Origin of the sequence: Niallia sp. HCP3S3_B10 (genome assembly GCF_052064465.1) — a bacterium.
Taxonomy (GTDB): Bacteria; Bacillota; Bacilli; order Bacillales; family Cytobacillaceae; genus Niallia; species Niallia hominis.
Map to the genome: position 1 here is coordinate 38,712 of NZ_JBQHVO010000001.1, position 25,008 is coordinate 63,719.

At 34.7% G+C, this 25,008-nt stretch carries 20 protein-coding genes and 1 other annotated feature; of the genes, 15 read left to right on the top strand and 5 right to left on the bottom strand.

Annotated elements, in window-relative coordinates:
* The first annotated feature begins 119 nt into the window (after positions 1–119).
* The 7 genes from ACTNDN_RS00195 to ACTNDN_RS00225 all read left to right on the top strand — a co-directional run bounded on the left by ACTNDN_RS00195 (position 120) and on the right by ACTNDN_RS00225 (position 6,903).
* The gene (locus ACTNDN_RS00195; RefSeq protein WP_031537056.1) at positions 120–944 is read left to right on the top strand and encodes a cytochrome C assembly family protein; all 825 of its coding nucleotides are present in this window, start codon (positions 120–122) and stop codon (positions 942–944) included.
* Positions 945–985: 41 nt separating this feature from the next.
* Entirely contained in the window at positions 986–1,921 is a 936-nt protein-coding gene (gene hemC / locus ACTNDN_RS00200; protein WP_031537057.1) for a hydroxymethylbilane synthase, read from the top strand.
* Complete coding sequence (locus ACTNDN_RS00205; RefSeq protein ID WP_031537059.1) at positions 1,914–2,678, top strand: uroporphyrinogen-III synthase; 765 nt, start codon at positions 1,914–1,916, stop codon at positions 2,676–2,678. Before hemC ends, ACTNDN_RS00205 begins: the two co-directional genes overlap by 8 nt.
* 17 nt (positions 2,679–2,695) lie before the next feature.
* Positions 2,696–3,670, top strand: coding sequence for a porphobilinogen synthase (gene hemB / locus ACTNDN_RS00210; protein ID WP_031537062.1), 975 nt, complete (start codon positions 2,696–2,698; stop codon positions 3,668–3,670).
* A 14-nt stretch (positions 3,671–3,684) separates the two neighbouring features.
* Positions 3,685–4,974, top strand: a complete 1,290-nt coding sequence (hemL, locus tag ACTNDN_RS00215; RefSeq protein WP_031537063.1) for a glutamate-1-semialdehyde 2,1-aminomutase — start codon at positions 3,685–3,687, stop codon at positions 4,972–4,974.
* Positions 4,975–5,410: 436 nt separating this feature from the next.
* Positions 5,411–6,148, top strand: coding sequence for an ABC transporter ATP-binding protein (locus ACTNDN_RS00220; RefSeq protein WP_235247781.1), 738 nt, complete (start codon positions 5,411–5,413; stop codon positions 6,146–6,148).
* A gap of 2 nt (positions 6,149–6,150) precedes the next feature.
* Positions 6,151–6,903 (top strand): ABC transporter permease, encoded by a 753-nt coding sequence (locus ACTNDN_RS00225; protein WP_251627424.1) that lies wholly within the window; start codon positions 6,151–6,153, stop codon positions 6,901–6,903.
* 290 nt (positions 6,904–7,193) lie between these two features.
* Here ACTNDN_RS00225 and ACTNDN_RS00230 read toward each other — a convergent pair whose 3' ends face one another.
* Entirely contained in the window at positions 7,194–8,159 is a 966-nt protein-coding gene (locus ACTNDN_RS00230; RefSeq protein ID WP_031537068.1) for an ABC transporter substrate-binding protein, read from the bottom strand.
* 10 nt (positions 8,160–8,169) lie between these two features.
* Entirely contained in the window at positions 8,170–8,919 is a 750-nt protein-coding gene (locus tag ACTNDN_RS00235; protein ID WP_441130392.1) for a polysaccharide deacetylase family protein, read from the bottom strand.
* 310 nt (positions 8,920–9,229) lie between these two features.
* Here ACTNDN_RS00235 and spoVID point away from each other — a divergent pair, with 310 nt between their 5' ends.
* The 5 genes from spoVID (at position 9,230) to ACTNDN_RS00260 (ending at position 18,154) form a co-directional block, all read left to right on the top strand.
* Positions 9,230–10,402, top strand: a complete 1,173-nt coding sequence (spoVID, locus tag ACTNDN_RS00240) for a stage VI sporulation protein D (RefSeq protein WP_035416366.1) — start codon at positions 9,230–9,232, stop codon at positions 10,400–10,402.
* A 239-nt stretch (positions 10,403–10,641) separates the two neighbouring features.
* A complete protein-coding gene (ysxE, locus tag ACTNDN_RS00245; RefSeq protein WP_031537072.1) occupies positions 10,642–11,703 on the top strand; it encodes a spore coat protein YsxE in 1,062 nt (353 codons plus the stop codon).
* Between the two features lie 161 nt (positions 11,704–11,864).
* Positions 11,865–12,092, top strand: a binding site (T-box leader).
* 65 nt (positions 12,093–12,157) lie between these two features.
* The gene (locus ACTNDN_RS00250) at positions 12,158–14,803 is read left to right on the top strand and encodes a valine--tRNA ligase (RefSeq protein WP_441130394.1); all 2,646 of its coding nucleotides are present in this window, start codon (positions 12,158–12,160) and stop codon (positions 14,801–14,803) included.
* Between the two features lie 150 nt (positions 14,804–14,953).
* On the top strand, positions 14,954–16,255 hold the full coding sequence (locus ACTNDN_RS00255) for a bifunctional folylpolyglutamate synthase/dihydrofolate synthase (RefSeq protein WP_441130395.1): 1,302 nt from the start codon (positions 14,954–14,956) through the stop codon (positions 16,253–16,255).
* 183 nt (positions 16,256–16,438) lie between these two features.
* The gene (locus tag ACTNDN_RS00260) at positions 16,439–18,154 is read left to right on the top strand and encodes a sensor domain-containing diguanylate cyclase (protein ID WP_441130397.1); all 1,716 of its coding nucleotides are present in this window, start codon (positions 16,439–16,441) and stop codon (positions 18,152–18,154) included.
* Positions 18,155–18,245: 91 nt separating this feature from the next.
* Here the strand turns inward: ACTNDN_RS00260 and ACTNDN_RS00265 are convergent, their stop codons facing one another.
* Genes ACTNDN_RS00265 through ACTNDN_RS00275 form a run of 3 tightly spaced genes read right to left on the bottom strand, consistent with a single transcriptional unit; the run spans position 18,246 to position 20,893 of the window.
* The gene (locus tag ACTNDN_RS00265; protein ID WP_031537079.1) at positions 18,246–19,934 is read right to left on the bottom strand and encodes a hypothetical protein; all 1,689 of its coding nucleotides are present in this window, start codon (positions 19,932–19,934) and stop codon (positions 18,246–18,248) included.
* An 18-nt stretch (positions 19,935–19,952) separates the two neighbouring features.
* Entirely contained in the window at positions 19,953–20,408 is a 456-nt protein-coding gene (locus ACTNDN_RS00270; protein WP_441130399.1) for a PilW family protein, read from the bottom strand.
* Between the two features lie 14 nt (positions 20,409–20,422).
* The gene (locus ACTNDN_RS00275; RefSeq protein WP_031537081.1) at positions 20,423–20,893 is read right to left on the bottom strand and encodes a type IV pilus modification PilV family protein; all 471 of its coding nucleotides are present in this window, start codon (positions 20,891–20,893) and stop codon (positions 20,423–20,425) included.
* Positions 20,894–21,099: 206 nt separating this feature from the next.
* Here ACTNDN_RS00275 and ACTNDN_RS00280 point away from each other — a divergent pair, with 206 nt between their 5' ends.
* From ACTNDN_RS00280 to ACTNDN_RS00290, 3 genes are all read left to right on the top strand, one after another.
* Entirely contained in the window at positions 21,100–21,870 is a 771-nt protein-coding gene (locus ACTNDN_RS00280) for a hypothetical protein (protein WP_441130401.1), read from the top strand.
* Between the two features lie 73 nt (positions 21,871–21,943).
* Positions 21,944–23,275 (top strand): VanW family protein, encoded by a 1,332-nt coding sequence (locus ACTNDN_RS00285; protein ID WP_031537084.1) that lies wholly within the window; start codon positions 21,944–21,946, stop codon positions 23,273–23,275.
* Between the two features lie 69 nt (positions 23,276–23,344).
* Positions 23,345–25,000 (top strand): GspE/PulE family protein, encoded by a 1,656-nt coding sequence (locus ACTNDN_RS00290; protein ID WP_349204801.1) that lies wholly within the window; start codon positions 23,345–23,347, stop codon positions 24,998–25,000.
* The last annotated feature ends 8 nt before the right edge of the window (positions 25,001–25,008 follow it).

Below are 25,008 nucleotides of genomic sequence, written 5' to 3' on the forward strand. Positions count from 1 at the left end.
TCGTTTCACTTTTCTTTTCATCGGTTAAAATATAGTGGAGGATTAAGAAATAAGCCTATATTAAGTTATAGAAGACTTGGGGTATTAGTAGGATCTTTTATGTTTGAAGGGGAATGTCGATGCAGGATATTTTTATGACTAGACTTCATGAATTCATGATTATTCTTTATGCTTTATCTGTGCTATTGTATTTTTTTGATTTTCTGCATAATAACCAGAGAGCAAATCGAGTAGCTTTCTGGTTACTTTTATTTGTCTGGATTTTGCAATCGTCTTTTTTAAGTATTTATATAGTGGAGATGAATAGATTCCCAATCTTAACTATCATGGAAGGGCTTTACTTTTATTCATGGGTATTGGTAACCTTTTCTTTAGTAATTAATAAATGGTTGAAAATTGATTTTATCGTGTTTTTTACGAATGTCCTTGGATTTGTTATTATGGCAATACATACATTTGCTCCTGCACGTGATTCTGCTCTTACACATGCAGAGCAGGTTGTATCGGAGTTGCTGTTCATACATGTAACAGCGGCTATTTTAGCGTATGGGATGTTTACAATTTCATTTATTTTTTCTGTCCTCTATTGTATTCAATATGATTTACTAAAACAGAAAAAATGGGGAAAACGAGTAATGAGGATTGCAGATTTGGCCAAATTAGAACATATATCTTACCTATTAAGCGTCTTTGGTGTACCATTGTTATTAATTGGCTTAATTCTTGGTGTTCAATGGGCTATTATCCAAAGACCAGACTTTCTTTGGTATGATCCGAAAATTATCAGCTCGTTCATTGTGCTATTAGTCTATAGCAGTTTTTTGTATTTACGTGTTTCAAAAAAGTTAAGGGGGAAAAATGTTGCCCTCTTAAATATTGCCAGTTTTTTTATTATGCTTATTAACTTCTTTTTAGTAGGCAATTTTTCAACTTTTCATTATTAAATGGAAAGTACATAAAGGAATCAATGTTGGAGGTACTGTTAATGCGCAAAATAATTGTTGGATCAAGGAAAAGTAAGCTAGCCATTACTCAAACGAATTGGGTAATTAATCAGCTGAAAAAATTAGATTCTTCTTTTGACTTTGAAGTAAAAGAAGTTGTGACAAAGGGAGATGTTGTTCTTGATGTCACTTTATCTAAAGTTGGGGGAAAAGGGCTATTTGTTAAAGAAATAGAGCAAAGTATGCTTGATAAGGGAATTGATATTGCTGTACACAGTATGAAAGATATGCCTGCAATCCTTCCAAAAGGGCTAACAATTGGGTGTATTCCAGAGCGTGAGGATTATCGTGATGCTTTAATAAGTAAGAACCATATTCCTCTAAAGGAGCTAAGAGAAGGTGCAATCATTGGGACAAGCAGTTTGCGTAGAGGTGCACAATTACTTGCTGTTAGACCTGACCTTGAAATCAAATGGATTCGCGGAAATATCGATACTCGTCTTAGCAAGCTAGACACAGAAGAATATGATGCAATCATATTAGCCGCTGCTGGATTAGCAAGAATGGGATGGACAAGCGATGTAGTAACGGAGTTTTTAGATCCGGAAGTATGTTTGCCTGCAGTGGGGCAAGGTGCACTTGCTATTGAATGTCGCGAAGATGATAAAGAAGTGCTAGAGCTTTTAAGCAAGTTGTCAAACCAGGAGACGACTCGCACTGTTTACGCGGAAAGAGCATTTTTGCAGCGCATGGAAGGCGGATGCCAAGTGCCAATAGCTGGCTTTGCACAAGTTAAGGATGATGAAGTGGCATTAACAGCATTAGTCATTTCACCTGATGGGAAACAAATTTATAAGGAAGAAGTTACAGGGAAAAACCCTTTAGAGGTAGGGGAACAAGCAGCTGCCATTTTAACAGAAAAAGGTGCAAAAGCATTAATTGATCGATTAAAAGAGGAGAATATAATAGATGGCTAAATCCCTTCTAGGAAAAAAAATTCTCGTTCCCCGCTCTAAAAAACAAGCAAGTGTATTATCAAAGCGGATTAACGATTTAGGTGGAATTCCAGTTGAAGTGCCACTTATCGCTTTTCGAGAAAAACCTCTTCCTGAAGAAGTGATTGTTTCATTAAAATGCCAAGTATATGATTGGCTTGTTTTTACAAGTCGTAACGGTGTAGAGGCATTTTTTAAAGAGATAAACAGAGTAGAATTAACAGTTGTCTCTAAAATTGCTGTCATTGGTGAAAAGACGACAGCAGCTGTTTCTGAACATGGATATCAAGCTGATTTCATTCCGTCACAATTTGTTGCAGAACAGTTTGCAAAAGAGTTCGTTACCATTACCGAAAAGAATCAGCGGATCTTAATAGTAAAAGGAAATAAATCGAGAGAATTTCTAGCAGAAGCATTAAGGAAAGACGGTTTGCAAGTGGATGAAGCCATATTGTATGAAACGTATTTTCCGAAAGAGAGTGAAGAACTGCTTGTGGAAGAGGTAAAGAAGAATGATTTAGAGATATTGCTTTTTACCAGTTCTTCCACCGCACAACATTTTATGCAAGTGATAAAAAAATATCAGTTAATGAATAATTTGGAAAGTTGTATTGTTATTAGCATTGGACCGATTACGACAGAAACATTGGAATCCTATGGTTTACCTGTAACAATAACAGCGGAGCCTTATACAACAGATAGCGTTCTAGAACATTTAGTGCAGTATTTAACAAATTAAGTTGGAGGCAAGAAAAAATGGTTGAATTCAAACGTCATCGCAGATTAAGACAATCTGCTAATATGAGAGCATTAGTTAGAGAGACATATGTACATATCGATGATTTAATTTATCCGATATTTATAACAGAAGAAGAAAATGTGAAGAGTGAGATTTCTTCAATGCCTGGCATTTATCAGTTTTCGATTGACCGTTTAAAAGAAGAAATGGATGAAGTACAGGCGCTTGGAATCAAATCTGTGTTATTATTCGGAATTCCAAAGGAAAAAGATGAATGTGGAACACAAGCCTTTCATGATCATGGTATTGTTCAAGAAGGAATTAAGTACATCAAAGCGAACTATCCTGAAATGATTGTTATTGCTGACACTTGCTTATGTGAATATACGAGCCATGGACATTGTGGCGTAATTGAAGCAGGAAGAGTATTAAATGATGAGTCTCTAGAATTGCTTGTGAAAGCAGCAATTAGCCAAGCTGCTGCTGGAGCAGATATTATTGCACCTTCTAATATGATGGATGGTTTTGTAGCAGCAATTCGAAAAGGGTTGGATGAAGCCGGATTTTTGGATATTCCTATTATGAGTTATGGTGTCAAATACGCATCAGCATTTTATGGGCCGTTCCGAGAAGCAGCTGATAGTACACCTCAATTTGGAGATCGTAAAGCATATCAGATGGATCCTGCTAATCGTCTTGAAGCATTTAGAGAAGCGGAAAGTGATGTTGCAGAAGGCGCAGATTTTCTTATTGTAAAGCCAGGTCTTCCATATCTTGATATTGTTCGAGACATGAAAAATGAATGGGATTTGCCAATTGTTACCTATAATGTTAGTGGTGAATATAGCATGGTTAAAGCGGCAGCACAAAATGGCTGGATTGACGAAGAAAGAATAATTATGGAAACGATGATTAGCATGAAACGTGCTGGGGCAGATTTAATTATTACTTATTTTGCTAAAGATGTAGCACGTATGCTAAAAGAACAATAAGGGAGGAAGTCATAATGCGTTCCTATCAAAAATCAGAAGCGGCATATAAAGAAGCAGTAGAATTAATGCCAGGTGGTGTAAATAGCCCCGTTCGTGCTTTTAAATCGGTTAAAAGAAATCCAGTATTCATGGATTCTGGGAAAGGCTCTAAAATTTATGATATTGATGGCAATGAATACATTGATTATGTATTATCATGGGGACCTCTTATTTTAGGGCATGCTGACGATCAAGTAGTAGAGGGAATTAAGAAGGTTGCTGAAAAAGGTACTAGCTTTGGGGCGCCAACTTTAATTGAAAACAAACTTGCTGCTCTTGTGAAAGAACGTGTTCCTAGCATCGAAATCGTTCGCATGGTGTCTTCTGGTACAGAAGCTACAATGAGTGCTATTCGTTTAGCTAGAGGCTATACCGGCAGAAATAAAATTCTTAAATTTGAAGGATGTTATCACGGACATGGGGATTCCTTGCTTATTAAAGCAGGTTCAGGTGTAGCAACACTAGGTTTACCAGATAGCCCTGGAGTTCCAGAAAGCATTGCTGCGAATACCATTACCGTTGCTTATAATGATTTAGAAAGTGTTAAATATGCATTCTCTACATATGGAGAAGATATTGCAGGCATTATTGCTGAGCCAGTTGCAGGAAATATGGGTGTTGTTCCACCGAAACCAGGCTTTTTACAAGGCTTGCGTGATGTTACAACAGAATATGGCGCTTTACTTATTTTTGATGAAGTAATGACAGGTTTCCGCGTGGATTATGGTTGTGCACAAGGTTATTTTGGCATTAAACCTGACATTACTTGTTTAGGTAAAGTAATTGGCGGAGGATTACCAGTTGGTGCATATGGCGGAAAAGCAGAAATTATGAATCAAATTGCCCCAAGCGGTCCTATTTATCAAGCAGGCACCTTATCGGGTAACCCACTTGCTATGACAGCAGGGTTTGAAACATTATCTCAATTAACGAAAGAAACGTATACAGAATTTATCCGAAAAGCAGATCGTTTGGAAGAAGGCTTAAAAGAAGCTGCTGCGAAATATGAAATTCCGTTTACAGTAAATCGCGCGGGATCTATGATTGGGTTCTTTTTTACCAATGAAGATGTAAAAGATTATGAAAGTGCTAAAACATCCAATCTTGATTACTTTGCTAGCTTTTATAATAGCATGTTAGAACAAGGCATCTTTCTACCACCGTCTCAATTTGAAGGGATGTTCTTGTCAACTGCATTAACGGATGATGATATTGAGCAAACCATTCATGCAGCTAAACATGCCTTTTCTACATTGAAAGCTTAAAAACGAGTTTGTTTTAGAAGATTATTGTTTTTAAAAAAAGAGTCTAGGACAAAATGGACGTGTAAAAACTAAGTCGTTCTATTGCGCTACAGACCCACGATGCGTCGGGGAGGCTTGCCGATTGCCCCATCCTATGGAAAGCGAAATGTATTTAGGTTGCGGGTGATAAGCAAAAACCGTCTATTTTAAAAAATTTAAAAACCCAAACAATTATACGAATGTTTTTAACATCTCCGTAAAATTGTTTGGGTTTATATTTGGTTGGAATACTTAAGTGCCCAGTTTCTTTCATTTTTTTTTATGTAGAAATTAATTAAGCAAAAGACATTTTCTTATTTACTCCGAATTATCTAGAACTGTCGATTTTTTGCCACTGTATGAAGGTGACTAATATGATATGATGCAACTAGTAATAAGCGATAAGAAGGGATGTTTCATGGATTCATTTGTAAAGATGCAGCACGTTAGTTTTACTTATGAAAATAATACAATCTTAAAAAAGCTAAATTTAACTCTAGAAAAGAGTAAATCATATGCATTAATCGGTAAGTCAGGCGTTGGAAAAAGTACACTTCTCCACCTTTTAGCAGGTTTCCTGATCCCAACTGAAGGAGAAGTGTTAATCGAAGGAAACCGAATTCAGCAACCTAGCAAGGATATTGGTTTTATGTTTCAGGACTTAGGTCTTTTTCCTTGGCTAAAAGTTCGCGATGCAGTTTCGATGCCGTTGAAATTAGATAAACGGAAAACGAAACAGGAAATCAAAGAAAGAGTAACAGCACTAATAAGAGAAGTTGGATTAAGTGGAATGGAGCATAAATATCCGGCAGAGTTAAGTGGTGGACAAAAGCAAAGGGTAGCATTAGCAAGAACATTAATTAATGAGCCTGAGTTGTTGTTAATGGATGAGCCGACTTCTACATTAGATGAACTGACAAAAGAACAAATTCAACAGCTAATATATGTGCAGATTAAAAAAAGACAAACGACATTACTTTTTGTAACTCATAATATAGAAGAAGCAGTACTTCTTGGTGAGTATATTCTATTGCTAAAAGATAATGGAGACATCGAGACTATTTATAATCCGCTATTCGGGGTAGAAAAAGCGAAAGAAAATTTGTCTTTTTATAAAGCTTGTATTGAAGTTCGAAGAAAATTAGCGGCGGTATAATAATGAAGAAAATCATTCGGAAAGTCTTTAGAAATCAACTAATCGTAGGCTTTATAAGTGTCACTCTATTTTGGTATATTGTCTATTTTTTAGTACAGTCACATACCATCCCATCACCCATTTTAACAGTTACTTATATATGGAACGAAAAATGGATGTTGCTTCTGCATGCAGGAGCGAGCTTACTGAGAATTACCATTGCTCTTTTTATTTCTTTGTTAATAGGAATTCCATTGGGGTTTATTTTAGGCAAAAATAAGAAGATTAATACCTTGTTATCACCTTTTCTATATTATATATATCCAATACCCAAAGTAGCATTTTTACCTGTATTTATGATTTTGTATGGGCTGGGAAACCAATCTAAAATTACCCTAATTATTTGGATTATTGTTTTTCAAATCATTTTATCGGTTAGAGATGGTGTATTACAAATTCCAGCAAGTTATTATAAAGTGATGCACGGCTTTCGGTCACCAATTTACCAGCAATTAATCTACTTAATTTTCCCGAGCATACTTCCCTCCATATTTACAGGGATAAGAATTAGTATTGGCATTAGTTTAGCAACATTATTTTTTGCAGAAAACTATGCAACAACTTATGGAATTGGCTATTATATAATCAGTGCATGGACGAAAATGAATTATGAAGAAATGTTTGCAGGGATCGTCACCTTAGGATGTATCGGTTTATTGTTATTTATCATATTAGATAAATTGGAGTTAAAAGTTACCCCTTGGAATCATAAATAAAGAGGCTTGGACATAAGCATTTCAACCGAAAACAAAAATGAACGTTTATGTAATTAAATTGCATAAACGTTCGTTTTTTTTAGATAAAGGTTTAAAAACGAAGTGAAATGGAGCGTCCTCCCCGGCGCATCGTGCGTCTGTAGCGTAATGGAACGACTTAGTTTTTATACTTAGCTATATTTAAAAACATAGATAACCATCATGAGAAAGTAGCTTTATATAAAAGCTAAATTAAAGATTGCTCGTCTTTAAAGATTAGTTATTTAGTTTTGTCCCAGCCTCTTTTTGGTTTAATTCGGTAACAATGTGAAGTCTGTTAAATCTTCATAAGAATAGTTTTTCGTAATTTGCCCTTTATCTTTCGTCCACTGAACAATCGAATCAAAGGTATCTTTTGAAACTATACTTGCATAAGGAAAGCTATCTTTTGTTGATAAATAGTTGCTCATTGCATCTGGGAATTGATATTTAGTTAATATATCTCCATATTCTTCCGCCTTCGTATTATTCATATAGTCAATTGCTTGATTATACGCTTTATAAAAAGCTTTGATGTCCGCTGATTTGGTTGAAATCATTTCATCTGAAAAAAGAATCGTCCCTCCTTTAATTCCTGCATCTGTTGAGCTACCTAAAAGGTGAGCTCCCTGGCTAACTAGCATACTAGCCTGTGGTTCTGTAAATACAACTCCATCTACTTTGTCTGCCATCAGCGCTTCTGCACGACCAGAAAAAGAAGGGATTTCCACGATATTATAGGTGAAGTCTTCTTTAGCTGCGAAATCATCCATAATATATTCCAAGATAAAGTTCGGCACTAACGAAACATTTTTCCCATTTAAATCTTTCATCTCTGTAATTCCTGAATTAGGAGAGGAGAGGATTTTAAAATCTTCACTTATATCGGAAGTAATCTTCATATTAATTCCATTTTCCATAAATGCTGCCGCTGTCATCACATCAGCGATTGTACCATCTAGTTCATTCGCTTGAATTGCAACATTTCGATCTGTTGGCGAAGAAAAGGATTTTATGGATACATCTATTCCTTCTTCGTCAAAGTATCCATTTTCCTCTGCTAAAATAATAGGTATCGCCGATTCTGCCGGCAATATTCCGATGGTTAGCTCTTCTCCAGATGTTTTTTCTGTGTTGCTGTTTTCGTTTTTATCTGTTTCGGTTGTAGCAGTCTTTCCACAAGCAGCAGAAAGTAAAACAAATACGATTAATAAGGATAGCGTCATTATTTTTTTCATCTTTTTTCTCCTAATTTGTAATGATTTTTTTGAATGTCTCTAAGTCCATTAAATAGGGAATAGCATTTCTTTTTAATAAAAGTGGATCATTTTTTCTATCATTGTGACCATTTTCACAAGTGAAGGCGAGTTTAAACGCTTTTTCTCTTAAAGTTAAAACATTGGATTCGTTAAATAGTCCAAATGGATAGGCGAATACATTTTTATGCTCGATTAGTGAATGGTTATTACATTCATCTAAGTCTTTAGCAAAGTCTTCTTTACTAGATGTCATTAATAAACTTTCTGTTTCACTTGTTCGGACATGCATACAATGAGTGTGGTTGGCATATTCAAAAACATCAGCCATTTCCTTTAAATCGTTTATGGATAAGCAGACAGATTTTTCTTTTTCAAATTGTCTTTTACTATCATGCAGCCACCCTGTTACAACAAAAGCTGTTGCATGAAATTGGTATTTTTTTAGAATTGGATACGCATATTCCTTTATGGATTGAAAGCAATCATCAAAAGTAAGTAATACAGATTTCTCCGGTAAAGGACCTCCTTCGTAATATGCTTTTACTTCATTTAGAGTTAAAGGGTGAAAACCATTGATAAATAAATACTCCATTTGCTGTTCAAATTTTTCAAGTGTTATGAAAAGTGGAGAAGGCAAGAAATCTTTATAATTTTGCTTTACATCGATTGGATGCTGTTCGGTTGCATGAAAATCTTCTTCTTTTCTTATTTCGTGATACATTAGCACGGGAAAAGCCATAATAGATCCTCCTTTTTAGATAAAAAATCTAAATTGGTCTACATTTCCAATTTAAATAATTTTGATAACTTGTAAAATCTGCTTTTATTATATAAAACCTTTACTAAAAAAAGGGCTAGAAAAAGCAATTAGTTTTAACAATTTGGTGTATGAATTCTGAAAAATAAGATTAATCAAGTGGAAATAGTCTATTTTCCTCTATTGTTAAGACAAACAAATGAAAGAAATATTCATAAAGTGTTACAGACAATCATAAGTTTTTAAAGACAATAGTGATATATACGTGAAAGGAATGAGAGGAGGAGTCGCTTTGTCTCAAGAAAATTCGTCTATTTTGCGGTTTTCGTTGGAAGAGTCCGTCTGGTTTCAAAAAGGACAGGAAGTAGAGGATCTGCTTTCCATTTCACTTGATCCCAATATAACAATCCAAGAGAACGATCAGTATATTATCATTCAAGGCTCTTTAGAGTTAAGTGGTGAATACAAGCGCTTTAATGAAGGGGAACAAGAAGAAGAGGAGGCTTTTAAGGCTCCTAAATTAATTCATTCAATAATGGAAAGAGAGGAAGGAGTGTGTGAATTTTTACACCATTTTCCGGTGGATATTACCATGCCCCTTTCGAGAGTCACTAGTCTTGAAGATGTTGAAATTGAGATTGATACTTTTGATTATGTCTTCCCGGAAAGAAGCTGTTTGAATTTGACAGCAGATTTAACTATTTCAGGTCTTGCTTCTGAAGAAGAAGAGAGTGATGAAGAAGAGAGTGTTGAAGAAGAGAATGTAGAAGAAGAACTAGAATTAGCTTGGCGAGGTTCAGTGGATGAGGATGAAAATGGAAATGAATCAATAGAAGAACCTATTGAAATAGCTGTTAGTCCATTTCAAAATGTCAGTCCACTTTTAGAAGAACAGCGTGAAGAGAAGGCAGAAGACGATGATTTGTATTCCCCATTCGAACTTGAGGTTAGAAAGTCACCAGAAGAAGAGGATGATTGGGGTACGAATGAAAATGCTAAAGTACCTTATTTTTCTGAGGAAACTAGAGAAGAAGAGATTACCTCTTCAGAACCTGAGATGAAGGTTTCTTTATTCAGAGGTGAGGAAAATGTCTATTCTGCAGAAGATGTATTTAAAAAGCCACAACAAGAATCTTCATCTGAATCGAAGCAGGAAGAACTTTTACTGGAAGAAGAGAAATTAGAAGAATCATCATCTTCTCCTAATGAAGAACCAAAAAAGAAAAAAGGGCTATTTAGTAAAACAAAATCTCTAACCTTTACAGAATTTTTTGCTAGAAAAGAAGAAGAGAAGCATACAAAAGTGAAAGTTTGTATTGTTCAGCAAGGCGATACATTAGAAAAGTTAAGTAATCGTTATAATGTCAATATCCATACATTATTGAAAGAAAATAGAATGGAAGCAAATCAAGATGTTTATGAAGGGCAAGTTTTATATATACCAGGAAATTTCGTAGAGAAATAAGAACAATAAACTGGAGCAGGCAGGAGGTTTTTCCTGCTTGACTGTTTTCTTTTTGCTTTGTTCAATCGTTTTTTGAGGGGGAAAATCGATTAAAGGGTTAAAGAGTAAATAGATTATTTTAAGAGCTTGGTAGTATTCGATCTTGACACTTTGGTAAATGCCCGAATTATATAGCTAACCATCTATAGAAAATAAGAAAAGGATGGGAGTTTTCACTTGATAAGAAAGTGTGGGCGGATATGAATGAAAAAAATATATTAAACAAATATTCACCTATCTTAAAATCATACGCAGTAGTACCGAATTTTGTTGAAGAGTTTGGCAAAGTTGCCAAAATATATAGCAATAAAGGTACTTTTGCGTTAAAACGAATTGATCCTCATAATGGGGCTGATTTTACACGTCATATAAGAATGCTGTATCAAAAAGGGTATAATCGAATTGTGCCAATATATCCAGCGGTGGATGGAAGATATGCGATTCTTTATGACAATCAATTGTATTATTTAATGCCTTGGCTGCCAAATGAAGAAAGAGAAACATATTTCAAGAAACATCAACAAATGTTTCGAGAGCTAGCAAGGCTCCATATTTTAAGTTCTAAAGAAGTAAAAATTGAAAAGGAAGATCGACAAGAGCATTTTGAGAATACACAATTAGAAATGGAGAAAGAACAAGAGTTTCTAGCTGGTTTTATTGAGCAATGTGAAAATAAAGAATATATGTCACCGTTTGAGTTAATGTTTTGTATGTATTATCATGACATTCGGCAGGCTTTGATTTATTCAGAGACTAAATTGAAGGAATGGTATGAGGAAACGAAAGAGGATGAAAAGGCAAGAGTCGCCATTATCCACGGGAAAATATCACCAGAACATTTTCTTTATGATGATAGAGGGTATGGCTACTTTACTAATTTTGAAAATGCTAGATATGGATCGGCAAGCCATGACCTGCTTCCGTTTCTGTCCCGTTCCTTGAGGACAGCACCTAAGCAAAATGAGGACTGTATTGAGTGGCTTTATACGTATTTCAATCATAATCCTTTAAAATATGATGAAATGCTGTTGTTTTTAAGTTATTTGGCTCATCCAGGACCAGTTCTTCGTATTTGTGAGAAATATATGAAAGCAGATAAGAAAGCGATCAATGAACGCAAATATGCACAAAAACTACTTAAACAATATTGGCTTTTAAAAAATACAGAATATGTTGTGATGCGAGTAGATGAAATAGAAAGACAAAAGAAAGCACAGCAAGAAGCGGCAGAACAAGCGGAACAAGCAGAGACTCAGGATTAAAATCTTGGGTCTATTATTGTTCCTAAATTTGTAACGATCTTTTCCCAGGCACATATATTAAAGATAAACAAAAAATAGATAGGAATAAAATGAAAAAAAATCGGCAATCCTTATTGACGAGAATTAGTTTTTTTCGGTAGTATAGCATATATAAATAAATTATTAAGGCAATGACGGGGAGTAGTACAATGTACGTTGTTTCAAAGAGAGGAAATCATCTGCTGCGAGATTTCTATTCAACCCATTGGAAGGTAGCCCTCGAGCTTCTTTTGCGAACGGTGTGCTTATTAGTAAAAGACGGACAGTATCCGATATCATCTTTGAAAGAGCCAGCACTTTTTGTGTTGGAAAAAAGGTGGTACCGCGAACAAACTCCATTCGTCCTTTTCAGACGAGTGGAGTTTTTTTATTTGCTTTAAAAAGGACAAAGGAACAAGATTAGGAGGAAATTAGGATGGAAATGAAAGAAATCTCCATGCCGACAAAGTATGATCCAGCAAGTATTGAAAAGGGTCGCTATGATTGGTGGTTAGAAGGCAAGTTTTTTGAGGCGAAGCCAGATGAAGGGAAAAATCCTTATACAATCGTAATTCCGCCTCCAAATGTAACAGGTAAATTGCATTTAGGGCATGCATGGGATACAACATTACAAGATATTTTAACAAGAATGAAAAGAATGCAAGGCTATGATGTATTATGGTTACCTGGTATGGACCATGCAGGTATTGCAACACAAGCAAAGGTAGAAGAAAAGCTTCGTGCCCAAAAGATTAGCAGATATGATCTTGGCCGTGAAAAATTTGTAGAAGAAACATGGAAATGGAAAGAGGAATATGCAAGCCATATTCGTGCACAATGGTCTAAATTAGGATTAGGCTTAGATTATTCTAGAGAAAGATTTACGCTTGATGAAGGTCTTTCAAAAGCAGTTCGCGAGGTGTTTGTTTCTTTATACAAGAAAGGGCTTATCTACCGCGGCGAATATATTATTAACTGGGACCCAGCTACCAAAACAGCTCTTTCTGATATTGAAGTAATTTACAAGGATGTACAAGGTGCATTCTATCATATGAAATATCCTTTAGCAGATGGAACTGGTTATATTGAAGTAGCAACAACTCGCCCAGAAACGATGCTAGGCGATTCAGGTGTTGCTGTCCATCCGAAAGATGAAAGATACCAACATCTAATTGGCAAGAAAGTAATTTTGCCAATAGTAGGTAGAGAGATTCCGATTGTTGCAGATGATTATGTGGAAATGGATTTCGGTTCAGGTGCTGTTAAAATGACTCCTGCCCATGACCCAAATGATTTCGAAGTTGGTAATCGTCATAATCTAGAAAGAATTCTTGTAATGCATGAAGACGGCACAATGAATGAGCGTGCAGGAAAATATGAGGGAATGGATCGTTTCGAATGTCGTAAACAAATCGTAAAAGATTTACAGGAAATGGGCGTACTATTCAAAATTGAAGAGCATATGCATTCAGTTGGACACTCAGAGCGAAGCGGTGCTGTAGTAGAGCCATATCTATCTACTCAATGGTTTGTTAAAATGCAGCCATTGGCTGATGAAGCAATTGCATTACAAGGTAAAGAAGAAGAAAAAGTAAACTTTGTGCCAAATCGTTTTGAAAACACTTATATGCGCTGGATGGAAAATATTCGCGATTGGTGTATTTCTCGTCAGCTTTGGTGGGGGCATCGTATTCCTGCTTGGTATCATAAAGAAACAGGAGAAATCTATGTAAACCATGAAGCGCCGGCAGATATTGAAAATTGGACGCAGGATACAGATGTATTAGATACATGGTTCAGTTCAGCGTTATGGCCATTCTCTACATTAAATTGGCCAAATACAGAGGCAGAGGACTATAAGCGTTATTATCCTACTGCTGCATTAGTAACTGGATATGACATTATTTTCTTCTGGGTATCTCGTATGATTTTCCAAGGGATAGAATTTACTGGAGAGAGACCATTTAAAGATGTACTGATCCATGGACTTGTTCGTGATGAGCAAGGACGCAAGATGAGTAAATCTTTAGGAAATGGTGTAGATCCAATGGATGTTATTGCTAAGTACGGTGCAGACTCCTTACGCTATTTCTTATCAACAGGAAGCTCACCAGGTCAAGATTTGCGCTTCAGCATTGAAAAGGTTGAATCAACTTGGAACTTTGCAAATAAAATTTGGAATGCTTCCCGCTTTGCATTAATGAATATGGATGGTTTAGCTTATGATGAAATTGATTTATCAGGCGAAAAATCAGTGGCAGATAAGTGGATCTTAACGAGATTAAATGAAACAATTGAAACAGTAACACGTCTATCTGATCGCTATGAGTTTGGAGAAGTAGGAAGAGTTCTTTATAACTTTATCTGGGATGATTTCTGTGACTGGTATATTGAGATGGCGAAGCTTCCATTATATGGTGAAGATGAAGCGGCTAAATTGACAACTCGCTCGATTTTAGCGTATGTTCTTGATAATACAATGCGCTTATTACATCCATTTATGCCATTCATCACAGAAGAAATCTGGCAAAACCTTCCGCATGATGGCGAATCGATTACTATTGCGAAATGGCCAGAGGTAAATCCTGCGTTTACAGATGAGAAGGCTGCTAATGATATGAAATTGCTTGTGGAGATTATCCGTTCTGTTCGTAATAGCCGTGCGGAAGTTAATACACCAATGAGCAAGAAAATCAGTATTTTATTAAAAGCTAAAGATGAAGAGGTAGAAGCTACGCTCCTTGAAAATAAATCTTTTATTGAGCGTTTCTGTAATCCAGAAACATTAAGTATCGATACAGATATTGCTGTTCCGGATAAAGCGATGACAGCTGTAGTAACAGGTGTTGAAATCATTCTTCCTTTAGAAGGTTTAATTAATATGGAAGAAGAAATAGCTCGATTAAATAAAGAGCTAGAGAAATGGAATAAAGAAGTAGAACGTGTTCAAAAGAAATTAAGCAATGAAGGCTTCGTGAAAAAAGCGCCAGAAAAGGTGATTAACGAAGAAAAAGCAAAAGAGAAAGACTATTTAGAAAAGCGTGCAGCAGTAGAAGCACGTATAAATGAATTAAAAGGTTAATTTCATAGTTGAAAGAAGGGTGTCTCCACTATCCAAACCTTTGAGGCACCCTTCTTCTATGGATGAAGCAGTTACTTTTTAAGATGATACTAGATAAAGGTAAGTATAGATGTACCATAACAATCATTATTCATAAAAGAGGGTGTAGCAATGTTTCATAGTTATGAAGAAGCATTAAATTGGATTCATTCTCGTTTGCGTTTTGGAATAAAGCCTGGGTTAACTAGAATGGAAATGATGATGGAAAAGCTAAATCATCCAGAAAAACAGATAAAAACAGTTCATATAGGTGGAACAAATGGAAAAGGGTCTACCGTTACTTATTTAAGAAATATTCTTCAACAAGCAGGATTAACAGTTGGAACCTTTACATCTCCTTACATAGAACAATTCAATGAGAGAATCAGTGTGAATGGAAACCCAATTAGCGACGAAGAAATTCTCACATTAGCTAATAAATTGCATCCGATTGTGGAAGAAATGGACAAAATGGAAATTGGCGGTCCAACCGAATTTGAAATCATTACTGCAATGTCTTTCTACTATTTTGCTTATATGCATAAAATGGATATCGTTATATATGAGGTGGGATTAGGAGGTCGATTTGATTCAACCAATATCATCTCCCCACTACTTTCTATCATTACAAGTATCGGCTTAGACCATACAGCAATATTAGGGGACACTTATGATCAAATTGCATTTGAGAAAGCTGGAATTATAAAAAAGGGAACCCCTATTATTGCGGCTGTTAAACAAAAAGAGGCGCAAGCTGTCATTGTAAAACAGGCTAACAAGATGGAAGCACCAATTTACTTATTGGATAAAGATTTTACGATAGCTGGCTATCATTCGAAGTCTACAACGGAATCTTTTAACTTAATGTCTCCATTTTTTAAATGGGAGGATTTGCAAATAACAATGTTTGGGAAGCATCAAATAGAAAATGCATCATTGGCAGTAATAGGTGCCGAGCTTTTACGTGACCAATTTGTTTCAATTAATGATGAAAGTGTTAGAAAGGGCTTAATGCTGTCTCAATGGCCAGGGAGAATTGAGATTATTTCAGAAGAACCCCTAGTTGTATTAGATGGTGCACATAATGAAGAAGGAATCGAGGCATTAGTGGATGTATTAGTAAATCGCTATAAAGGGAAGAAGAAAAAAATTATTTTTGCAGCACTCTCTGATAAAAAAACAGATAAAATGATCACTAAACTTGATCAAGTTGCTTCAACGATTACCTTTGTAACATTTGACTTTCCAAGAGCTGCCGATTGTCGCACATTATATAAAGAAAGTAACCATCCATTCAGGTACCAAAACACTGACTGGAAAAAAGCAATTCTTGAACATATGGAAAACATTGAAAAGGATGAGATGCTCCTTATAACTGGGTCCTTGTATTTTATTTCAGAAGTTAAGACATTTTGGAAAAATTTCAAAAAATAACTATATCAAAAAAAATATCTAGATTATTAGGAAAGAAAAGGGTAGTATATATTTATCAGGTTTGAAATGTGGGAATTTTAAGAATATGGTAAAATATTCTCTATTTAACGATATATTATAACAAAATGAATAGCTATTATACTTGCAATACGAATATATTGGTTCAAAAGAAGGGGGAAGAGAATGGTAAAACCAAGCTATAAAAAAATAATATGGGCAGTTTGGATATTCCTTCTCCCTTTTGGTCTATGGTTCTCTCATAATATCTATCCTCCGCAAATTCGGGGGAATGAATGGGAGATTCTTGCATTTCTAATATTTATGACAGTTGTGGCGAGTATGCCAATGATCATAAATGGTACGCCGGTATTTTTCTTACAGTGGGCGACATTGTCTGTTTTTCTAATATTCGGATTATTTTTTGAAATTATCCTCGTTCAAATTGCGTTAATAGCAGTATTATATCAAGCGAAGTTGGATAAAAAGACACTTTTTCGTTTGCCTATGAATTCAATCATGTTTTTTCTTGTCTCTTTTTTTAGTGGCATTATCTACTATAGTTTTGGAGGAAAACACGGATTCGATTTAGCTTTCAATTTCCATTTATTTGTTTTGATAAGTCTGTATCTTGTTTCCTATTTGTTGCTTAATACGTTGGGAATCTTTTTGATAGACCGTTTTATCTATAAAAGAAAAGATCGTTTCATTAAAAAAGATTTAATATGGGAAATATTCACAACGGTTATTACCTATCCAGTAGGTATTGCGTTATATATTATGTATCAATATGTGGGGCTAGCTGCATTACTTCTAATAGGTGTACCCTTTATAAGCCTATCGCTCATTTTAAAGCTGTATCATTCAAGTCAAACTGCCAATGACTATTTAAGAAAAACAGCAGAAATTGGACATCAACTTTCTCAAAACTTATATGTGAATGAAACCGTTGAGTTTTTTATTGAAAAGCTATATGAGTTATTTAAAGTTGATTTTGTGTTTATCCATCAAGTAAATGCAAATAATCAATTAGAAATGATTTCGCGTGTGGAGCAACAGGAAAAGCTACCAATTTTTTCTGAAGTGATGCATGAAAACGAGGGTATATGTGGTCGAGTGTTAGCCTCCAAGGAATCAAGTGTATTTCATTCTAAGCAAGATTGGCAGAATGTAAATAAGGGCTATATGCCTGAAGGAATTCAAAGTGTATTATGCATGCCGCTCATTAAAAATAAAAATGTGATTGGTGTATTATTATTGGGAAGTAAAAAAAAGAAGGCATTTGCCAATATAAAATTAATGGTATTGGATCTTTTATGTACCCAATTTGCCATTGCGCTAGAAAATGCAAAGTACTTTGAGCAAACAAAGGAAAATAGTGAGAAATGTGCTTTAACCAAGCTGTATAATTACCGCTATTTCGAAAAGCTATTAAGTGACCAGTTCAAGGAGCTTAATGAGGAGAAATTGGACAATCTTGCGCTGATTATGCTAGATATTGACCATTTTAAATCGATAAATGATCAATATGGTCATCAGGCAGGAAATGAAATATTAAAAGCTTTTGCTAAAAGAATTCAAAAGCTTATTGGTGACCACGGAATTGTTGCTAGATACGGAGGAGAAGAGTTTGTGATTCTTCTGACCAATATTGCAAAAAAAGAAGCGCTTGATCTAGCTGAGTTTATCCGCAAGATGATTGCATCTAGACCCTTTGTTATTCAACAAAATATAGACTATTGTCAAAAAATAAAAAATGTAAATATCACAGCTTCTCTAGGGTTAGCTTATGCTCCAGAAGATGCCGATGAGTCGTTGGCATTGATTCGACATGCAGATAGAGCATTATATGTGGGAGCAAAAAGAGCAGGGCGTAACCGTGTTGGCAGTTATGTGAAATGACTGGAATAAAAAAAGAAAAAGGAAGAATTTTAAATAATCTTCCTTTTTTCTTTACATACATATTTATTAAAATAGGGAAGATTCTCTGAAATTAATAATTATAATCGACATTAATTTCACTATCCTCTACTCGTAAATCATTGGCAATCGCTGGTATATAAACAGTTTCTGGTGCAGTACTTCCTCCATCATTTTCATCCCCATCGCTAAATCCACTATTACAATTCGTTGCAAAATTAGTAGGATTCGTGTCAATTTTACTTCTATTGTTGTTATTTGTATCAGAAGATATTGCCGAAGCATATACTTTGCCATTTCCATTTAGATTAAAGTTTCCAGGGTTACTTATAGTGCCTCTTACGCATATTTTTGAATCATTGCCCATATTTATATTGTTAATTGTCCCATCACCGCCAATATAAATAGCTGTTTTTGAGGGGTTATTTATAGTAGAAATGGTTGCATTCCCTAAAATACTAATTATACTATTATCTCCAGGGTTATTAATATGATTGATAGTTGCTGTTCCTTTTATTGAAAGAACTGTATTACTAAAGGAACTATTTATATTATCGATCTCTGCTGTGCCGCCAATTGAAATAATGCTATCAGATGTATTATTCCAATTTTTGCTTTCAAAATTACCTTTTACTTCTAATTTGGTCTTTGTGAAGCTATTTCCATTTCTAAAGGTAGCTTTCCCACCAACATAAATAGAGGAGTCAATTGTACTGATGTTTTCGAAAGTTCCATCCTTTGCTACTTCAATAATTGAATTATTTAAGGAACTGTTTAAATTGTTAAATTTCGCCTCTCCACCTACATGAATTTTAATTGAAGAAATCCCATTTATATTACCAGTGGAATAGAAATCATTAGTTGTATATATTGTTGAATCAGTAAACTGATTAATATTGGACATTGTTAAAGTACCATTCGTTTTTAAAATTGCACTATTAGTAATGCTTGTATTGTTGGTTATCGTTGTGTTTTTGTTATATTGACACTTGCTTGAAAATTGATTTGGAAATTCACCCTCACTCCCGCAAGCTGTCAATACTCCAGGATCTTGAACATCGTTCCCAGTCAAACCTGTCTTTACAGTGGCTTGGTCATCTGAAGTGTCAGTGTTGCCCTCACTAGTACCATCTCCTGTTTCTGTACTAGCTTCTGTTTCCAATACAATAGGATCAAGTTTTATCGGAATGGTAAAGACCGATGATAATGTGATTTCTTTATCCCCATCGATTCCTTTACTATCAAATGTATAGGTAATCCCATCCTGATTACTAGTTTGCTTTATATTTGAAATAATAAAAGAGCTCCCCGCCGAACTATCAACAGAAACAGCTACGTTTTGAAAAAAGTTACGATTTATTGTTTCTAGTTCCGTTTTTATTTTCTCCATATATTGATTGGAAGCAATTGCAGTTAATTTATTAAAATAATCTACTTTATTGATTTCTGCTTCTGTAGTTTCCTTATTATTAGCTGTAATTTTTCCGAATGTGTCACTTATTTGTTTTGAAATCGATTGATTGATACTATCCTTAAAAGCACTATTTGCTTTTACTTCGCTACTTTTATTGTATAAGGCTGTTTTATAATAGGTGATTCCCATCTCGGCAATGGAAACAGCTTGTGCATTATCTTCTGTTATCGTAATCTGTTTAGAATTAGTAATCGATACACCAACAATGGAGATATAAAGAATACTAAAGACGGATATAAGGACAAGAATCAATATAAGTGTATTTCCTTTTTCGTTAAAATAACGCAATGACAAATTCCCTCCTTTCTATTTTAATCGTGATAAGGTTGCGGTTGTTTGATAGGTTTGGTTTTCCTTATCTTTGCTCGTAATTTTAATGGTTAGGATGACATCCTCTTTGAGAGGATTAACAGTAAATGCATTAGGAATATAGCTATTATTTGTTCCATTTTTATTCATCAATTCATATCGGAATTTTTTATTCTGAAAGGTAATCTTTTGCTTCCCATCCACCGTAATATACGATGCATTTGGATTTTGATCAAATGTAATAGAATACGAATCAGAGGTTTGATGTATTTTTGTCATACTTGAAACCATATAGTTCGCTTCTTGTTGTAATAAGGTTTTATCATTGACTACTTTCGAGAAGTGAATTCCTTGAAAAAAGAACTGATAGATAAGGACTAGCACAATCGAACCGAGTGCAATAGAAACTAGCAATTCAATTAAAGTAAATCCTCTTTCGTTTTGAATCGTCATCTTTTTTCTCCCTTTTATTTTTTCGTAATATATCCGTATATATTGCTGTTTAATTTATCTTGTTCATCAAAAACGTCAATGCGTATTTTATAAAGCGTATTTGCTCCCTTTAATGTTTCCTCCCGATAATATAGATAAAGATGAATAAAATAGTTATTTTCTTTAAAGATTAATTCTATAGCATCTGAATTTCTGTTTATATTTGTTAATAATGGCAAATTGTTTGCATTTATTGAAGCTGATGGATTATCTGTTAGATTAATCAATTGTTTATATAAAGTACTTTCACTATTTTGTGCTTGGACTAACCAACTCTTTGCTAGTGTAACACTTGTTAACCTCTCATCTGTCTTCTTATTAAAGGAAGATACTTGAGGGAAAAAAGTGAGAAAGGACGTAATGAGAATACTTAACAAAACAATCGAAACTAAAATTTCTATTAATGAAATGCCTTTATCATTTTGTATGAAACGCTTAAACGGCATGCTTTTGCCTCCACTCCTAAATGGAAAATTTAAAAGAGAAAGAATAAGAAAAATATTATGTGAAACTATTGACCTATTCTTTTAAAATAATTGATTCTATTATACAATACATAGGATAAGAAAAAACGAAAAGTTGTAGGACTAAATGCATTGGAAAATAAATAAACTCTAGTTTGTTCTTACTATTTAGAATAGTGGTGATTAAAATGCAAGTATTATTAATCTCTATCGTTTGTTTACTAATTATTACAATAATTTTTGTTGTTTTTCCTTCTAGTATGACAATCAAGGGAAGATTTGTAGTGGTTGTGGTTGCTTTTGTGCTATCAAATATCGGCTTGGCTGTTCAATATTTATATGAGAATTATATGATTAGTTTAGGTAGTCTGTTGCTTTTAGTTTTGATGCTACCTTTATTAATGCAAAAAAGCGCTCGTTTTTTCTTTAAAGAAGAAATACATAGTGAATACATTACAACGTATACGGCAAAAGACATGAATAAGCAGAATATAGAATTAGAAGAAGAGCTGTTAATTATGGATAAAGGGAAGCCTGCATTAAAAAAAGAGGGGAAAATAACATCTAACACAATAGTGGAAGAAGTAGAACAATCCGAACGAAAACCTATTAAGGAAGAAGAATTTCCGCCCATTAAAGTGGACAACAACTTTAGTGTAATGGTTTCTTCAGAGGAAACAGAGAATGTAAATAAGCAAGAAGAGGAAAAGGATTGGGTCTATGCTACATTAAATACTACCGAGGCTCATCCAAAAGAGGATTATTGGAAAAATGATAATGTAATGGTCAGGGAAAACTCGATTGAAGCTTTTTTAGAAGAATTAAATGCTAATAAAGATAATGATAAAGAGGAAGAACAACTAGAGGAAATAGAAGAAAAGCCAAACAGACGATATTTAGAGAGGTTAGAAAAAATTAGAATTTTAGACAACAGTAATTTACCAAAAGATAAGGATTAAAAACTGATCTGAAAATTTAAGTGCAAACAAAAGGAGTCTCTAAAGCCGTTTTTTTAGAAAGGTAGAATACAGAATGGATAAAAAAACTTTCACTTTATTTATTAGGCTTTTTATAGCAACATTTTTCCTTTTTGGAGGCACCAGTTTAGGTGTTTACGCCTTTCAGAAGGCAGATAAAGAAGAGCTTTACCCCATAAATACAAGTGTAGCTGGGATAAGCATTGGAGGATTAACAGAATTAGAGGCAAAAAATATGCTTGAAAATCATCTTATTGGTTGGAAAGCCAATGCTATATATGAGTTTCAATATAAAGAAAAAACGGTTCAGATAAGTAATGATATATTTGTCTTTGATGTAGAAGAAACACTAAAGAATATAACGGAAAACAGTGCAAATGATTTTGTTGTAAATGTAAGGGAAGAAGTTTTACAAACGGAATTGGAACAGTATAATTCGTTTTCTATGGAAGATATCGATATTGATCTTTTCAAATCAGCATTATTAGAAGCTGCATCCATTCTTCAAGTAGATAAGAAAATAGCTGTAGAAGAATACTTTGCCTCCTATGTTTCCGGCAAAGATTTGTTAAATACCGTCGAAATGACAGTGCCTGATCAAATAGAAGAATTGGAATCCGTTATTCCAACTATTAAAGAAATCACTATATTACCAAAAACAACTTTTTCTTTATTAGGATTATTAGAGGATGTAAATCAGAAAGGCGCAAAGGATGAAACGGTAAGTATACTGGCAACAGGTATTTATCAATTAGTTCTTCAAACCAATTTTGACATAAGAGAGCGTACAATAAGCAAGGAGCTTCCTGATTATGTAGATGTTGGTTATGAAGCGAAAGCAAGCTTTCGTAGTCAACTAGATTTACGCTTTACTAATCCAAATGAACATGCTTATCTTATCGCTCTTAAGGTAGAGGAGAATCAATTAATCCTTCAATTAAAGGGGCAAGAATTTCCGAACCGTTATGAGATTGTTATAGAGGAGAAGGAAGAATATGAACCAAAAACAATTGTCCAATTTGATTCTTTGCTTGAGGGCGATCAGGTAAAGGTTAAACAGGAAGGGAAAAATGGTATCTCTGTTGGTGTCATCAAAGAAGTACTGGATAAAAACGGAGATCAGGTAAAAAGAGAATCAATCGCTACGGACTATTATCCACCTATTTATAGGGTAGAAGTTCGAGGATTGCCAAATAACAAGGACATAGAGCAAACAGATAGTATGGAAGATGGCGAAGAGGCACCAATAGAGGAAGATTTAAATGATCCTGCAATAGAAGAATCCACAATGGACGAAGAGAATAATCCAAATCAAGAAATCGATCAGGAAAAGGAAGATGATGATCTAAACGATTCGATAGATGATGACCAAATTATTGAAAAATAGCCAAGTAACATCCATTAAGGAAAATATCGTTTTTCATACATAATACCAAATAGGTAAAGGAAGATGATAATGAAGAATACTCGTAAACGACTAGGGGATTTATTAATAGAGGCTAATCTGATAACACAAGAACAATTAGACGAGACATTGGCTAGAAAAAGTTCTAATCAAAAGCTTGGAGATGCCTTGCTTAAAGAAGGATTAATCACGGAACAGCAGCTTATAGAAGTGCTGGAATTTCAGCTTGGAATTCCTCATATTAGTTTATATCGGTATCCTTTTGAGCAAAATCTTTTTTCACTCGTACCAAAGGAAACAGCCAAAAGAAATATTCTTATTCCTTTAAAAATTGAGGGAGATAAACTTTTTGTTGCGATGGCGGATCCTATGGATTATTTTGCCATTGACGACCTTCGCCTAACGACTGGATTTCAAATTGAGCCGGCAATAGCAACAAGAGATGATATTATTCGGGCCATTAATAAATACTATGATGTGGATGATGAGTTTAAAGAATTGCTTTTTCCTGTGGAACAAGAGGAAGAAGTTGATTTAGATGTTGTTCAAGATTCTCCCATTATTAGGCTAGTCAATCAGCTAATAACAAATGCTATTCATGCAAAAGCAAGTGATATTCATATTGATCCCCATGAAACAAAGGTAACGATTCGTTATCGGATTGATGGAGTTCTTCGCACAGAAAGAATTTTGCCAAAGCATATGCAAAGTGTTTTGATTGCCCGGATAAAAATATTGGCTAATCTTGATATTACCGAATATCGTCTACCACAGGATGGCAGAATTAAGTTTAATCTGGAATTGCACCCAGTAGATTTGCGCATTTCCTCCATCCCGACTGTATATGGGGAAAAAATTGTAATGCGGATACTTGACTTAGGGAGTGCTTTAAATGACATTACAAAGCTTGGATTTCATCCCTACAATCTCCAATTATTTAATAAAATGCTGCAGAAGCCGAATGGGATTGTGTTGATAACAGGTCCAACAGGATCAGGTAAATCATCCACTTTATATGCAGCATTAAATCAGTTGAATAATGAGGAAGTCAATATTTTAACAATTGAAGATCCAGTAGAATTTCAATTGGAAGGGATTAATCAAATTCAAGTAAATGTAAATACAGGCATGGACTTTGCAGTTGGTTTGCGTTCTATTTTAAGGCAGGATCCAAATATTATCATGGTCGGAGAAATTCGTGATAAGGATACAGTAGAAGTGGCCATTCGCGCTTCCTTAACTGGTCATTTAGTGCTCAGTACTCTTCATACGAATGATTCTATAGGAACGATTACCCGCTTAATTGATATGGGAGTAGAGCCATTCTTAGTAGCATCTTCTTTAAATGGAATCGTTGCACAGCGATTAGTAAGAAAAGTATGTCGAGATTGCAAAAGAGAAGAAGCGGCTACCAAAAGAGAAATAGAGATTTTTGCAAGAAGAGGTATGTCTATTGAGCATATTGTTCGCGGAAAAGGCTGTTCTTCTTGTAATATGACAGGTTATCGCGGCCGAATCGCGATTCATGAGGTCCTAGTTATGAATGAAGAGATAAGAAAATTGATCATGAACGGTGAATCTTTTCTAAAGGTAAGAGAGCAAGCAGAAAAGGATAAAACCGTGTTTTTAATTGATGATGGGTTATTAAAAGTGAAACAAGGGATTACAACAACGGAAGAAGTACTAAGAGTCGTTCTTCCTGAATAGAGGGGAAT

Coding starts and splice junctions, on each gene's coding strand:
- ACTNDN_RS00275 (WP_031537081.1), bottom strand. CDS start 20,893: ATGCCGTTTAAGCGTTTCATACAAAATGATAAAGGCATTTCATTAATA.
- ACTNDN_RS00195 (WP_031537056.1), top strand. CDS start 120: ATGCAGGATATTTTTATGACTAGACTTCATGAATTCATGATTATTCTT.
- ACTNDN_RS00235 (WP_441130392.1), bottom strand. CDS start 8,919: ATGGCTTTTCCCGTGCTAATGTATCACGAAATAAGAAAAGAAGAAGAT.
- ACTNDN_RS00280 (WP_441130401.1), top strand. CDS start 21,100: ATGCAAGTATTATTAATCTCTATCGTTTGTTTACTAATTATTACAATA.
- ysxE (WP_031537072.1), top strand. CDS start 10,642: ATGAATGAAAAAAATATATTAAACAAATATTCACCTATCTTAAAATCA.
- ACTNDN_RS00220 (WP_235247781.1), top strand. CDS start 5,411: ATGGATTCATTTGTAAAGATGCAGCACGTTAGTTTTACTTATGAAAAT.
- hemL (WP_031537063.1), top strand. CDS start 3,685: ATGCGTTCCTATCAAAAATCAGAAGCGGCATATAAAGAAGCAGTAGAA.
- ACTNDN_RS00225 (WP_251627424.1), top strand. CDS start 6,151: ATGAAGAAAATCATTCGGAAAGTCTTTAGAAATCAACTAATCGTAGGC.
- ACTNDN_RS00230 (WP_031537068.1), bottom strand. CDS start 8,159: ATGAAAAAAATAATGACGCTATCCTTATTAATCGTATTTGTTTTACTT.
- ACTNDN_RS00255 (WP_441130395.1), top strand. CDS start 14,954: ATGTTTCATAGTTATGAAGAAGCATTAAATTGGATTCATTCTCGTTTG.
- ACTNDN_RS00270 (WP_441130399.1), bottom strand. CDS start 20,408: ATGACGATTCAAAACGAAAGAGGATTTACTTTAATTGAATTGCTAGTT.
- hemB (WP_031537062.1), top strand. CDS start 2,696: ATGGTTGAATTCAAACGTCATCGCAGATTAAGACAATCTGCTAATATG.
- ACTNDN_RS00205 (WP_031537059.1), top strand. CDS start 1,914: ATGGCTAAATCCCTTCTAGGAAAAAAAATTCTCGTTCCCCGCTCTAAA.
- ACTNDN_RS00285 (WP_031537084.1), top strand. CDS start 21,944: ATGGATAAAAAAACTTTCACTTTATTTATTAGGCTTTTTATAGCAACA.
- ACTNDN_RS00260 (WP_441130397.1), top strand. CDS start 16,439: ATGGTAAAACCAAGCTATAAAAAAATAATATGGGCAGTTTGGATATTC.
- ACTNDN_RS00250 (WP_441130394.1), top strand. CDS start 12,158: ATGGAAATGAAAGAAATCTCCATGCCGACAAAGTATGATCCAGCAAGT.
- hemC (WP_031537057.1), top strand. CDS start 986: ATGCGCAAAATAATTGTTGGATCAAGGAAAAGTAAGCTAGCCATTACT.
- ACTNDN_RS00290 (WP_349204801.1), top strand. CDS start 23,345: ATGAAGAATACTCGTAAACGACTAGGGGATTTATTAATAGAGGCTAAT.